The organism is Aminobacter sp. P9b (genome assembly GCF_045345995.1).
GTDB classification, from domain to species: Bacteria; Pseudomonadota; Alphaproteobacteria; order Rhizobiales; family Rhizobiaceae; genus Aminobacter; species Aminobacter niigataensis.
The window spans coordinates 4,421,389-4,433,257 of record NZ_CP150082.1; the positions used below are offsets into that span (position 1 = coordinate 4,421,389).

15 protein-coding genes are annotated in these 11,869 nt (G+C 64.5%); 8 read left to right on the plus strand and 7 right to left on the minus strand.

The window, feature by feature from the left end; all coding sequences use genetic code 11:
* Positions 1-231: 231 nt before the first annotated feature.
* On the minus strand, positions 232-2,112 hold the full coding sequence (locus tag WHT83_RS21805) for an ABC transporter ATP-binding protein (protein WP_406872372.1): 1,881 nt from the start codon (positions 2,110-2,112) through the stop codon (positions 232-234).
* Between the two features lie 150 nt (positions 2,113-2,262).
* Complete coding sequence (locus WHT83_RS21810; RefSeq protein ID WP_108607294.1) at positions 2,263-2,574, minus strand: hypothetical protein; 312 nt, start codon at positions 2,572-2,574, stop codon at positions 2,263-2,265.
* A gap of 279 nt (positions 2,575-2,853) precedes the next feature.
* Between WHT83_RS21810 and WHT83_RS21815 the strand changes: the two genes are divergently transcribed.
* Together WHT83_RS21815 and soxR are read left to right on the plus strand one after the other, a co-directional pair.
* Positions 2,854-3,312 carry a tRNA (cytidine(34)-2'-O)-methyltransferase gene (locus WHT83_RS21815; protein ID WP_183259851.1) on the plus strand — a complete coding sequence of 153 codons (459 nt, stop codon included), beginning with the start codon at positions 2,854-2,856 and terminating at the stop codon, positions 3,310-3,312.
* A 163-nt stretch (positions 3,313-3,475) separates the two neighbouring features.
* Positions 3,476-3,919, plus strand: a complete 444-nt coding sequence (gene soxR / locus WHT83_RS21820; protein WP_406872373.1) for a redox-sensitive transcriptional activator SoxR — start codon at positions 3,476-3,478, stop codon at positions 3,917-3,919.
* Between the two features lie 31 nt (positions 3,920-3,950).
* Here the strand turns inward: soxR and WHT83_RS21825 are convergent, their stop codons facing one another.
* Together WHT83_RS21825 and WHT83_RS21830 are read right to left on the minus strand one after the other, a co-directional pair.
* The gene (locus WHT83_RS21825) at positions 3,951-4,535 is read right to left on the minus strand and encodes a carboxymuconolactone decarboxylase family protein (protein WP_108607291.1); all 585 of its coding nucleotides are present in this window, start codon (positions 4,533-4,535) and stop codon (positions 3,951-3,953) included.
* 21 nt (positions 4,536-4,556) lie between these two features.
* A complete protein-coding gene (locus WHT83_RS21830) occupies positions 4,557-4,814 on the minus strand; it encodes a hypothetical protein (protein ID WP_108607290.1) in 258 nt (85 codons plus the stop codon).
* Between the two features lie 78 nt (positions 4,815-4,892).
* Here WHT83_RS21830 and hemF point away from each other — a divergent pair, with 78 nt between their 5' ends.
* The 6 genes from hemF (at position 4,893) to WHT83_RS21860 (ending at position 9,290) form a co-directional block, all read left to right on the plus strand.
* Complete coding sequence (hemF, locus tag WHT83_RS21835; protein WP_108607289.1) at positions 4,893-5,807, plus strand: oxygen-dependent coproporphyrinogen oxidase; 915 nt, start codon at positions 4,893-4,895, stop codon at positions 5,805-5,807.
* A 55-nt stretch (positions 5,808-5,862) separates the two neighbouring features.
* Positions 5,863-6,126 carry a BrnT family toxin gene (locus WHT83_RS21840; protein ID WP_108607288.1) on the plus strand — a complete coding sequence of 88 codons (264 nt, stop codon included), beginning with the start codon at positions 5,863-5,865 and terminating at the stop codon, positions 6,124-6,126.
* Positions 6,116-6,379 (plus strand): DNA-binding transcriptional regulator, encoded by a 264-nt coding sequence (locus WHT83_RS21845; protein ID WP_159091626.1) that lies wholly within the window; start codon positions 6,116-6,118, stop codon positions 6,377-6,379. The genes WHT83_RS21840 and WHT83_RS21845 overlap by 11 nt, the downstream gene beginning before the upstream one ends.
* 122 nt (positions 6,380-6,501) lie before the next feature.
* Positions 6,502-8,337 carry a DEAD/DEAH box helicase gene (locus tag WHT83_RS21850; protein WP_108607286.1) on the plus strand — a complete coding sequence of 612 codons (1,836 nt, stop codon included), beginning with the start codon at positions 6,502-6,504 and terminating at the stop codon, positions 8,335-8,337.
* Positions 8,338-8,598: 261 nt separating this feature from the next.
* Positions 8,599-8,859 carry a DUF1344 domain-containing protein gene (locus WHT83_RS21855; protein ID WP_406872374.1) on the plus strand — a complete coding sequence of 87 codons (261 nt, stop codon included), beginning with the start codon at positions 8,599-8,601 and terminating at the stop codon, positions 8,857-8,859.
* Positions 8,860-9,104: 245 nt separating this feature from the next.
* Complete coding sequence (locus tag WHT83_RS21860) at positions 9,105-9,290, plus strand: DUF1059 domain-containing protein (protein ID WP_055970520.1); 186 nt, start codon at positions 9,105-9,107, stop codon at positions 9,288-9,290.
* Between the two features lie 19 nt (positions 9,291-9,309).
* Here the strand turns inward: WHT83_RS21860 and WHT83_RS21865 are convergent, their stop codons facing one another.
* The 3 genes from WHT83_RS21865 to WHT83_RS21875 are packed head-to-tail and all read right to left on the minus strand — an operon-like array spanning position 9,310 to position 11,839.
* On the minus strand, positions 9,310-10,566 hold the full coding sequence (locus WHT83_RS21865) for a CCA tRNA nucleotidyltransferase (RefSeq protein ID WP_406872375.1): 1,257 nt from the start codon (positions 10,564-10,566) through the stop codon (positions 9,310-9,312).
* A complete protein-coding gene (locus WHT83_RS21870; RefSeq protein WP_108607283.1) occupies positions 10,563-11,195 on the minus strand; it encodes a CoA pyrophosphatase in 633 nt (210 codons plus the stop codon). Before WHT83_RS21870 ends, WHT83_RS21865 begins: the two co-directional genes overlap by 4 nt.
* A complete protein-coding gene (locus tag WHT83_RS21875; protein ID WP_406874034.1) occupies positions 11,195-11,839 on the minus strand; it encodes a DUF1285 domain-containing protein in 645 nt (214 codons plus the stop codon). Before WHT83_RS21875 ends, WHT83_RS21870 begins: the two co-directional genes overlap by 1 nt.
* Between the last annotated feature and the right edge of the window lie 30 nt (positions 11,840-11,869).

Genomic DNA, 11,869 nt, shown 5'->3' on the forward strand with positions numbered 1-11,869 from the left:
TTGGCAGGAGAAACGTGCCGCTAAGCCGGGCGAATGTTGGGCGGTGTGTTCACATTAAGAGGAGGATGCGATGGGTGTGGGGTCGCCGTGGTTTCCCCTCCCCCTTGTGGGGAGGGGGTTAGGGGTGGGGGTAACCCGCGCCGCCATGACATTTAGTCGTAGCGCAGCACCCCCACCCTTTATCCCTCCCCACAAGGGGGAGGGAGGGCGTCGGCCTCGCGCCACCTCGCCCTATTCCGCCGCCTGGCCCTTGGCCTCCACATCGTTGGCCGCCTCGCTTGCTGCGTCGTCCAGCAGGAACCCACCCGACTGGCGCTGCCACAGCGAGGCGTAGAGCCCGCCCCTGGCGACCAGTTCGTCATGGCTGCCCTGCTCGACGATGCGGCCCTTGTCCATCACCACCAGCCGGTCCATGGCCGCTATGGTGGAGAGCCTATGCGCGATGGCAATGACGGTCTTGCCTTCCATCAGCCGGTAGAGGTTTTCCTGGATCGCCGCCTCGACCTCGGAATCGAGTGCGGAGGTCGCCTCGTCGAGGATCAGGATCGGCGCATCCTTGAGCATGACGCGGGCGATGGCGATGCGCTGGCGCTGGCCGCCGGACAGCTTGACGCCGCGCTCGCCGACATGCGCCTCGAAGCCCTTGCGGCCCTTGGGATCGGACAGGGTGGAGACGAAATCCAGAGCTTCGGCCCGACGGGCCGCCTCGACCATCATCGCTTCGGTGGCATCGGGACGGCCATAGAGGATGTTGTCGGCCACCGAGCGATGCAGCAGCGACGTATCCTGCGTGACCATGCCGATATGCGCGCGCAGGCTGTCCTGCTGCACGGTCGAAATGTCCTGCCCGTCGATGACGATGCGGCCGCCCTCGATGTCGTAGAAGCGCAGCAGCAGGTTGACCAGCGTCGACTTGCCGGCGCCGGAACGGCCGACGATGCCGACCTTCTCGCCCGGACGGACATTGAGGGTGAGATCCTCGATGACGCCTTTCTTCTTGCCGTAGTGGAAGCGCACGTTGTCGAACAAGATTTCGCCCTTGTCGACGACGATCTCCCTGGCACCGGGTTTGTCTTCGACCAGGCGCGGCATCGAGATCGAGGTGATGCCGTCCTGGACGGTGCCGATGCTCTCGAACAGGCCCGAGACTTCCCACATGATCCATTGCGACATGCCCCACAGGCGCAGCACCAGGCCGAGCACGACGGCGACCGCGCCGATGGTGACGACACCGCCGAGCCACAGCCAGATCGACAACGCTCCGACCGACAAGAGCAGCGTCGAGTTGAGCAGATAGAGCACGCCGTAGAGCGAGGTCACCAGCCGCATCGACCGGTAGACCGTGTCCATGAACAGCGACATGCCTTCTTTTGCGAACGTCGCCTCGCGGCGCGAATGCGAGAACAGCTTGACCGTCTGGATATTGGTGTAGCTGTCGACGACCCGGCCGGTCATGGTCGAGCGCGCGTCGGCCTGCTCTTCGGCAAGCTTGCCGAGGCGCGGCACGAAATAGCGCAGCAACAGCACGTAGCAGAAGAGCCAGACGATCAGCGGCGCGGCGAGGCGCAGGTCGGCCGAGCCGACGATGAACAGCACGCCGAGGAAATAGACGATGACGTAGTTGAGCACGTCGATGAGCTTGACCACGCATTCGCGCACGGCGAGCGCGGTCTGCATCAGCTTGGTGGCGATGCGGCCGGCGAACTCATCCTGGTAGAAGCTCATCGACTGCTTGAGCAGGTAGCGATGGACCTGCCAGCGGATGCGCATGGGATAGTTGCCCATCAGCGTCTGCTGGTTGACCAGCGACTGCAGCACCACCATGCCCGGCAGGATGACCATGACGATGAACGCCATGCCGGCGAGCTTCCAGCCCTCGTTCTCAAGGAAGGTCTCGCGGTTCTGGTTCGACAGCCAGTCGACGATGTTGCCGAGGAAGCCGAACATCCACACTTCGGCGAGCGCGATCAGCGAGGTGAGCACGGCTGCCACGATGATGTAGGGCCAGGCACCCTTGGTGTAGTGCAGGCAGAACGCCACCAGCGTCCTCGGCGGCTCGACCGGTTCCTCCACGGGGAACGGATTCAGTCTGTTTTCAAACCAGCGGAACATATCAGTCTCTCAATCGGTATGTGACACGCAGCGAATTCCGCGTGGACGTGTCTTGGAGGGCCACTGGCACGGCCATTGTTCGCCGGATCCTGTGTGGGATGCGACGGGGGCCTCAGGAATGTAGGTGACCGCTGAGGATTCGGCGGATCCTCAGCGGTTGCCTCCTGACATCGTTCTGGCAGCAGGCCGGGCCTGACCCGACCGGCCGGCAAGCCGGCCGATCAGGGCGAAGACGCGGCCGAAGAACGGCCGGTGGTTGGGGTCGGGCACGACATTGCTCATGTCGACATCGGGCAACATGCCGCGATGCAGCTTTCTCGGCGGGCCCGAGACTTGCGGGCTTGCGCCGATCGACAGCGACCAGGCCTTGCGCCTCGCTTCGGCGAGTTGGCTCAGCCCCAGGGAATTTGCAGAGTCGGGTTCGTTACGGGCGTCGGGCCCGTGTGGGATGTTGGCAAACATCGGAATTGTCCTTCGAAAACCGGATAAGGGCTTCTGCGGACCACGATGCGAAAATGCCTGGAAATGTCAGGAAAGTCGTCGAACCGGTCCGCCGTCAGGCAGTTCGTCGCCCACAGGTGGGGCGGTGAATATCAAGATGCATCATGTACCCCTCCATCGGTCCGAGTTGACAATGCCGGTCGTATACGCCCATTCGCGGCGGAATGCCACGGCCTCGTCTTCATTTTTTGCTTTGGCTCGTCTTGCTGTTGCCTTGCCGCCACAGATTAGGAACTCAAAATGGACGAAAAACTGCGCATCGCGCTCTACCAGCCGGATATCGCCGGCAACACCGGCACGATCCTGCGCATGGCCGCCTGCCTCGGCCTCGCCGTCGACCTGATCGAGCCCGCCGGCTTCGACATTTCCGACCGGGCGCTCAAACGCGCCGGCATGGATTATCTCGAAATGGCGGCCCTGACCCGGCACGTCGATTTCGACCGCTTCGAGGACTGGCGGCAGGACGAAGGCCGCCGCCTGGTGCTGATGTCGACCAAGGCCGCCCTGCCCTATACCGATTTCCGCTTCCAGGCCGGCGATATCGTCATGCTGGGCCGCGAATCGGCTGGGGTGCCGGATCACGTCCACGATCTCGCCTTCGAGCGGCTGTTGATCCCGATGCCCGGCGGCGGCCGCAGCCTCAACGTCGCACTGAGTTCCGCGATGGTTGCCGGAGAGGCACTGCGCCAGATCGGCTGACCATGCGTCTGCCAGCTCCATGAACACGGCAGCAAACCTCCGCCCCGGCGGGTTGGTGCTTCGGTTCATTTTCGGATTGCACGCCATGTCCTGATCCTTCCTTGCATCGTGAAGGATACCCTCGTACAACCTCAACCAACCTTGAGGTCAAGCAGGAATCTCCATGGCAAGCGAACTGACCGTCGGCGAGGTGGCGAAGCGCAGCGGCGTGGCCGTTTCGGCCCTGCATTTCTACGAGGCGCGCGGGCTGATCCAAAGCCACCGCACCTCGGGCAACCAGCGGCGCTATGCGCGCGACGTGCTGCGGCGGGTGGCGGTGATCAGGATCGCGCAGGACGTCGGCATCTCGCTCGCCGACATTGCCGCCGCCTTTGCCGCGCTGCCGGACGGGCGCACGCCGACGCGCGAGGATTGGACTCTGCTATCAACGGGTTGGCGCCACGACCTCGACCACCGCATCGAACAGCTGAAGAAACTGCGCGACGGGCTGACCGACTGCATCGGCTGCGGCTGCATGTCGATCGACAAGTGCCCGCTGCGCAACCGCGAGGACCGGCTGGCGCGCCAGGGCCCGGGACCGCGGCGGCTGATCGTCCCGGCGGAATAGAGCAATCTGGGCGGCGTGGTTGCCGGGTCCGTCAGTAGCTCCGGCCGACCGTCATCGCCGCGCGAAACGCCTCGTCGCTGTCGATGAAAATTGCCTCCGGCCCGGCACCGACCGCATCGAAGAAGCGGCTGACGAAACAGCGGAAGGACGCACAAAGGGCGATGTCGCAGATCTGCTGGTCGCTGAAGCCTGTGGTGCGCAGACGGTCGATGTCGGCTTGCCTCACCTGCGAGGCATCGATGGCGATCTGCTCGGCATAGGCCAGCATCGCAACGTCGCGTTCAGTCAGCCCCGCATTTCGGAAATCCTGCTGGAGGGCCAGCACCGCCTCCTTCGAGCCGAGATCGGCGATCAGCTGCTTGCCATAGACATGGGAGCAGTAGGTCGACGGGACCTGCTTGGCGGCAACCAGCGTGATCAGCCGCCATTCGTGCATGCCGAGCGAGAAGCCGGCGCGCATCTGGTCGTTGAAGTCGGTATATACCGGCAGCAAGTCGGGACGCGCCGTGAAGCATTGGGTCGCTTCCATGACGAAGCCCAGTTGCGCTCGTGCCTTGTCGTAGATCTCGGCGACGCGGCCCTTCGCCTCATCCTCGGCGATCGTCTTCAGGAACATCTTTGCACCCGCGCTTGAGAATCAGTCGGATGTCGGCAGGCGGCGGATGGTGAACTCGATGACGTCGCCGGGACGCTCGAACCAGCTCTCGATCTCGGTCCAGTAGGCCTGCTTGGGCCAGCGCGAGAACCACTCCTGCGCCTTCAGCCGTGCATCGTTGCGCGGCAATACGAAGGTCTCGCGCAGGAACCCGTCGCGCGGCTTGAGTTCACGTTCGGCCCGGCTGCGGTGGAGCCTTTTTCTGAGGTCATCCAGCGGCGGTCTGGTCGGGGTGCCCATAAAGAACTCCTTGACCCATACGAGAAGGAGATTAGGGATCGCGCCGGACAATTACGAGTCATTTGTGCGGAGCCTAAATTGCAGCGTCCTGAAATCCCGGCGGGACTGCCGGCCGACATCGAAGACAGGAAGGCGCGCGCCCGCGCCTGGTTCGAGGAGCTGCGCGACCGCATCTGCCTCGCCTTCGAGGCGCTGGAGGACCAGGTCGAAGGACCGCTGGCCAGTTGGGCGCCGGGTCGCTTCGAGCGCACGCCGTGGCAGCGCGACGAGGGACGTGGCGGCGGCGGCATCATGTCGATGATGCATGGCCGGGTGTTCGAGAAGGTCGGCGTGCACACCTCGACCGTGCATGGCGAGTTCTCACCCGAGTTCCGCAAGCAGATGCCCGGTGCCGAGGAAGACCCGCGCTTCTGGGCCTCCGGCATTTCGCTGATCGCCCATCCGCAGAACCCGAACGTGCCGGCCGTGCACATGAACACGCGGATGGTTGCGACCTCACGCTGGTGGTTCGGCGGCGGCGCCGACCTGACGCCGGTGCTCGATCGCCGGCGCACGCAGGAAGACGCCGACACGGTTGCCTTCCACAAGGCGATGCAGTTCGCTTGCGCCAAGCACCCCGGCATCGCCGACCATCAGAAGTACAAGGACTGGTGCGACGAGTATTTCTTCCTGCCGCACCGCAACGAGCCGCGCGGCACCGGCGGCATCTTCTTCGACTGGCAGCATTCGCCGGAGGAAAAGGGCGGCTGGGATGCCGACTTCCGCTTCGTGCAGGATGTCGGCCGCGCGTTTCTCGTCGCCTACCAGCATCTCGTCCGCCAGAACTTCAACACCAACTGGACCGACGGCGACCGCGACGAGCAGCTTGTCCGCCGTGGCCGTTATGTCGAATTCAACCTGCTCTACGATCGCGGCACGATCTTCGGGCTCAAGACCGGTGGCAATATCGCCTCGATCCTGTCCAGCATGCCGCCCGAGGTCAGGTGGCCGTAAGCGATTGCGAACTCTACGCTGATAGCGTATAATTGCGACAGCTGACGGATGCCGCATGAAGATCTCGTTCGATCTGGGCAAGGACGAATGGACCCGGGCCGAGCGAGGTTTCTCGCTGGCACTCGGGGCGGACGTGATCCGCAACAGGGTCGCCACCCTGCTGGACGACCGGCGCGACTATGGTGAGGATCGCTTCGTCGCCTTCGGGTATGTCGACTTACGGCTCCACGTCTGCGTGTTCACGATACGAGACACGGTCTTTCACATCATTTCGGTGCGGAAGGCCAACGACCGGGAGATTGCCAGATATGGTCGATGATGCCGACAGCCACGACTGGACCGAGGAAAAGACGCGGGCGCTCGATGCAAGCGCCAAGCTGAAGCTGACGCGCGGCCTGCTGGAAATGAGCCAGGGCGAATTTGCCGCCTTGCTCGGCATACCCGTCACCACGCTCCAAAACTGGGAACAGCGGCGTACCGAACCGGATGCCGTCGCAAGGACCCTGATCGACCTGATCTATGACGATCCCAAGGAGATGCGCACGCGCATGATGCGGCGCAACGCGGCTTGAGCCCTATGCATGGCTGCCCTGCCCGCCGTCGCATTGACGTGCGGGCAGCAAACCTTTAGAGAGCCCGCTTTCCTTGGCCCTCGTCCCGCTGTGACGGGCCTCGCTCTCATTGGAAGATTTTTGTGACGATTTTCGACAACATGGTTCCGGCGCTGGCCGGGGCGCTCACCGCGCGTGGCTACGAAACGCTGACCCCGGTGCAAACGTCCGTGCTGGCCCCCGAGGCCGACGGCGTCGACCTTCTGGTCTCGGCGCAGACCGGCTCCGGCAAGACCGTGGCCTTCGGCATTGCCATCGCCCCCACCCTGCTTGACGGCCGCGAGCGCTTCGACCGTGCCGGTGCCCCAAGTGCGGTGATCATCGCGCCGACCCGCGAGCTTGCCATCCAGGTGCGCCGCGAGTTCGAATGGCTCTATGCCGCGACCGGCGCCCGCATCGCCTCCTGCGTCGGCGGCATGGACATGCGCAAGGAACGCCGCGCGCTTGACGAAGGCGCCGACATCGTCGTCGGCACGCCGGGCCGCCTGCGCGACCACATCACCCGCGGATCGCTCGACATCTCCGGCCTGCGCGCAGTCGTGCTCGACGAGGCCGACGAGATGCTCGACCTCGGCTTCCGCGAAGACCTGGAGTTCATCCTGGCGGCAGCGCCTCAGGAGCGCCGCACGCTGCTGTTTTCGGCAACCGTGCCACCGCAGATCGCCCAGATGGCGAAGCGCTTCCAGCGCAACGCGCTGCGCATCACCGCCGCCGGCGAGAGCCGCCAGCACGACGACATCGAATACCGCTCCGTGCTGGTGGCGCCGCCCGAGCGCGAGAACGCCATCATCAACACGCTGCTCTATTTCGACGCGCGCAGCACCATGGTGTTCTGCGCGACGCGCGAAGCGGTCAAGCATTTCTCGGCCCGCCTTGCCAACCGCGGCTTTGCCGTGGTGGCGCTGTCGGGCGAACTGAGCCAGGCCGAGCGCAACAACGCGCTGCAGGCCATGCGCGACGGCCGCGCCCGCGTCTGCGTGGCTACCGACGTCGCCGCCCGCGGCATCGACCTGCCGAACCTGGATCTCGTCATCCACGCCGACCTGCCGACCAACCCCGACACGCTGCTGCACCGTTCGGGCCGCACCGGCCGCGCCGGCCGCAAGGGAGTCTGCGTGCTGATCGTGCCGTTCCACCGCCGCGGCAGCGCTGCACGCCTGCTCAAGCTGGCAAAGCTCGAAGCGACGACGCAGTCGGCACCGGGACCGGCGGAGATCGACGCCCGCAACCGCGAGCGCATGCTGGCCGAGCTCAACGACATCGAGGCGGCTGGCGAGGATGAGGCGGCGATCATCGCCGAGGTCCTGGCCGCGCATTCGCCTGAGACGCTGGCTCTCGCCTGGCTGCGCCAGCAGATGGCTTTGCGCCCCGCGGCTGAAGAGCTTTCCGACCGCCCGATCCCGGCCTTCGATGCCGCCAGGGCCGAGCGTCCGGACAACCGCTTTACCGATGGTGTCTGGTTCTCCGTCTCGGTCGGCCGCAAGCAGCGTGCCGAACCGCGCTGGCTGCTGCCGCTGCTGTGCAAGGCGGGCCATGTGACCAAGAACGAAATCGGCTCGATCCGCATCTTCGACACCGAATCGCATTTCGAAGTGGTGGCCAACCGCGCCGACAACTACGCCAGGACCGTCGAACAGAACGGCACCGGCGAAAAGGGCGTCGACATCAAGCGGCTTGAAGGTGCACCTGGCGGCGGCGACCATGGCGCCAAGCCGAAGAAGCAGCACCGCAAGGGCCAGTACGACCCTTCCGACAAGCCGCCCTTCAAGAAGAAGGCTTTTGAAAAGAAGCCCTACGAGAAGAAGCCGTACGAAAAGAAGCCGTACGAAAACCGTGCAGGCGATAAGCCCGCCTACGACAAGCCGGCGGGCACCGGTGCACCCAAGAAGTACAAGCCGAAGAAGAAGTTCGGCGAGTAACGCGGTCCGATAGCCTGCGGCTTTTGGCTGCATCAGCCTTCGCCACAATCGATGCCACAAAGCGAAAATCTGGCGTCGATTGTGGCTAAGTCACCGTTTCAAAATATGTTTTTCGTCTAATATTCCCCTCACAAGACAGGTCTATTTCTATCGCCGGGGCCGGGAAACGCCGGCGGTTCGAACCGCGACGCGACGTGACCGGACGGCCCTTCACAAGGTGGGTTAGCCCATCGGGCGCCCGCATTCGTCGGAGAGCATGCCATGCGCAAGCTTCTTGTTCCGGCAGCCGCAGCTGCCATTCTCGCAACCTCTGCCGTAGCCTTCGCCGCCGTCCAGCATACGGACGGGACGATCAAGACGTTCGACGCCAAGGCGATGAGCCTGACCCTGGCCGACGGCTCGTCCTTCGTGCTGCCCAAGACGTTCAAGGACCCCGGCCTGAAGGCAGGCGAGAAGGTATCGATCTCCTGGGACATGAGCGGCAAGAACAAGGTCGCCGAAGCCGTCAAGATCCTGAAGTAGCGCGTTTTTGCGATTGAATTTCCGGAAGGGCGGAACGCAGGTTTCGCCCTTCCTTTCATTTCGGCCTGCACCATGCGGATTCCGTTTTGCAGCAAGCCGGCCCAAGCTTTTGCAATGGCTCCACTTTCCGTCCCTGGCCGGGCGCTGCATCAGCCGAATTTCGCGCTGGCTCAAGTCCCGCGCAACCAATCGCCGGATTGCATGTTATAGTTCACCCCCGAACCGGACGAGGAAGGAGACATCCGATGAAGGAATTTCAATGCGGGTCACTTGTCCCCGGCTGCCAGTGGCACACGCGCCACGAGGACGAAGCTGAAATCATGCGCCGCGTCGCCGAGCACCTGCGCGAGACGCATGGCGAAACCATCATCCGCGAGACGATGATCGAGGCGATCCGCTCGCGCATCGAAAAGGTCCGCGACGCGGCCTGACGGTCTTCAGGCCCGAGGTTCAGGCCTTGAGCCTTGCAGCGGCGCGCTCGAGCAGCGCGTCGCGCCCCAGCGAAAAGCCGCTGTCGACCCACTCCGTTTCCAGATGCTTGAGCAGCGCGCCAAGGGCAGCACCCTCGACGCCAAGCTCTGACAGATCGCCGCCGCGCAGCGGGAAATCAGGCTTCTGCCATTTGTCCGCAAAGGTGAGCAGCCGGAAATAGCCGCCGGCTTCGATCAACGCCTTGTCGTCCTGCTCGGCGCGGCCCCGCGCCGCGGCTAGATCGAGACGCAGGCGGTCCCTGAAACCTTCGACATTGCCGCGATAAAGCCGCTTGGCCAGTTCGCCTTCGGAGACAGCCGCTTCCACCTTCGCTGTCGCTGCCCACTGCACCAGCCTGTCGGTCTCGGAATTGGACAGCCGGAGCCGCTCGCCAAGCGTCTTCATGCGCACCGCATCCGGCGGCACGATCGATGCCAGGCGCAGCAGCGGATCGGCAGCCCAGCCGAGATCGTTTTCCGCCCTGACGAGCGCATGGATGGCGTCGATGCCCCATTTCTCGCTTTCCGGCAGCGCTGCCGTCAGCACGCCGGCCTGGCGCATCCACAACAGCGCGCGCGACGGATCGGGGGCCGCAAGCAGCCGCTTCAACTCCGACCAGACGCGCTCGGCGGACAGCCGGGAAAGCCCGTCCTTGAGCCGCGCGCAGGCCTTCAGCCCTTCGGCATCAGGGCGGCCCTTGCCGTACCAGGCGAAGAAGCGGAAGAAGCGCAGAATGCGCAGATAGTCCTCGCGGATGCGCGATTCGGCGTCGCCGATGAAACGCAGGATGCGGCTTTCGAGATCGGCGAGCCCGCCGACCAGATCGACCACGGTGCCGTCGGCCTTGGCGTAAAGCGCATTGATCGTGAAGTCGCGCCGCTCGGCGTCGCGCTTCCAGTCGCGGCCGAAGACGACCTTGGCGCGGCGGCCATCGGTCTCGACATCGGCACGCAGCGTGGTGACCTCGAACGGCCTGCCGCCTGATATGACCGTGATCGTGCCGTGCTCGGCGCCGGTGGGCACGGTCTTGAAGCCGGCTGCCTCGGCACGGCGAACGGTCTCTTCCGGCAAATTGGTGGTGGCGATGTCGACATCGGCGACGGGTTCGCCGAGCAGTGCGTTGCGCACAGCCCCCCCGGCGATGCGCGCTTCTTCGCCATCGGCATTGAGGACTGCGAGCAGTTTCTGCAACTGCGGATCGTTCAGCCAAGAGGCTCCGGTGATCGTTGCGCTCATGTGTAGAGCCTTTCATAGAGCGCGCGGATGATGCCGGCGGTGACGCCCCAGATGTAGCGCTCCTCGTAGGGCATGGCGTAGAAAAAACGCTCCTTGTCCTGCCAGGTGCGGCTGGCGCGGTTGTGGTTGGCGGGGTCCATCAGGAAGCCGAGCGGCACCTCGAAGATGTCGTCGACTTCATCCGGATTGACGGTGAACTGGAAGCCGGGCCGGACGACGCCGAGCACCGGCGCGATGCGATAACCGCTGCCGGTAACATAGTCCGGCAAGCGGCCGATTATGTCGATATAGTCTGACGTTAGCCCGATTTCCTCTGATGTCTCGCGCAGCGCTGCCGCCTCCGGCGAGACGTCGCCCGGATCGATGCGGCCGCCGGGAAAGGCGATCTGGCCGGAGTGGCTCTTCAGCTTCTCCGCCCGCTTGGTGAGGATGACGGTCGAGGCGTCGCCATGGTCCACCACCGGGATCAGCACGGCCGCATCGCGCAACCGGTCGTGCACGAACAGCTCGCGCATGTCGGGGTTGAGCAAATGGTCGCCATAGTCGGCGACGGCATCGTTGAGATGCTCCTGCGCCGCACGCTGGCGGAAATCCTGCGCCGAATAATGTGCTGCCGGGGAACGGACCATCACGCGCTCAGCCGCTCCAGCCTGTCCCAGGGCATCACAGGATAGACCTCGCCCTTCGAACGCACGGCGAACATGTCGTTGCCGTCGATCTCGATGCGCTCGCCATGTTCGACGAGCTCGTACATGACAGGACGCGCGACCAGTGCCTCCAGACGCCCGCGCACCAACAGATAGGGCTTGAGGCCTCCGGTCTCGGGCTCGTCGACGAAGCGCAGCGGATGCTCCGGCCCGGCCTCGACGACATCGCCGACATTGGTGCGGAAGGTCAGCACCTGGCCGGCGCCCTCGCCCGTGACATTCATCTCGACGGCGACGAAATGGGCGTCGACGACGCGGATGCCGACTCTTTCCACCGGGGTGACGAGGTAGGTCTTGCCGTCCTCGTCCTTGCGCAGCACGGTCGAAAACAGCTGCACCAGTGGCATGCGGCCGATCGGCGTGCCCAAATAGAACCAGGTGCCGTCGGGCCTAATTTCCATGTCGAGATCGCCGCAGAAATCGGGATTCCAGCGCTCGACCGGCGGCAGCCCTTTGCCGGCGCGGGCGGCGCGTGAGATCAGCGCCTCGAGGCCGGCCGCGTCGCCGGCGCGGGTCAGTCCAGGGTCAGTTGCCGCCTCGCGGCTATGGTCAAGGTCGCCAGTCATGGTCACGAAATAGTCACTGTTGTTGCGCTT

Bases quoted from the DNA above. Each gene is read 5' to 3' on its own strand.
- WHT83_RS21805 (WP_406872372.1), bottom strand. From the start codon at position 2,112: ATGTTCCGCTGGTTTGAAAACAGACTGAATCCGTTCCCCGTGGAGGAA.
- WHT83_RS21810 (WP_108607294.1), bottom strand. From the start codon at position 2,574: ATGTTTGCCAACATCCCACACGGGCCCGACGCCCGTAACGAACCCGAC.
- WHT83_RS21815 (WP_183259851.1), top strand. From the start codon at position 2,854: ATGGACGAAAAACTGCGCATCGCGCTCTACCAGCCGGATATCGCCGGC.
- soxR (WP_406872373.1), top strand. From the start codon at position 3,476: ATGGCAAGCGAACTGACCGTCGGCGAGGTGGCGAAGCGCAGCGGCGTG.
- WHT83_RS21825 (WP_108607291.1), bottom strand. From the start codon at position 4,535: ATGTTCCTGAAGACGATCGCCGAGGATGAGGCGAAGGGCCGCGTCGCC.
- WHT83_RS21830 (WP_108607290.1), bottom strand. From the start codon at position 4,814: ATGGGCACCCCGACCAGACCGCCGCTGGATGACCTCAGAAAAAGGCTC.
- WHT83_RS21840 (WP_108607288.1), top strand. From the start codon at position 5,863: ATGAAGATCTCGTTCGATCTGGGCAAGGACGAATGGACCCGGGCCGAG.
- WHT83_RS21845 (WP_159091626.1), top strand. From the start codon at position 6,116: ATGGTCGATGATGCCGACAGCCACGACTGGACCGAGGAAAAGACGCGG.
- WHT83_RS21855 (WP_406872374.1), top strand. From the start codon at position 8,599: ATGCGCAAGCTTCTTGTTCCGGCAGCCGCAGCTGCCATTCTCGCAACC.
- WHT83_RS21860 (WP_055970520.1), top strand. From the start codon at position 9,105: ATGAAGGAATTTCAATGCGGGTCACTTGTCCCCGGCTGCCAGTGGCAC.
- WHT83_RS21865 (WP_406872375.1), bottom strand. From the start codon at position 10,566: ATGAGCGCAACGATCACCGGAGCCTCTTGGCTGAACGATCCGCAGTTG.
- WHT83_RS21870 (WP_108607283.1), bottom strand. From the start codon at position 11,195: ATGGTCCGTTCCCCGGCAGCACATTATTCGGCGCAGGATTTCCGCCAG.
- WHT83_RS21875 (WP_406874034.1), bottom strand. From the start codon at position 11,839: ATGACTGGCGACCTTGACCATAGCCGCGAGGCGGCAACTGACCCTGGA.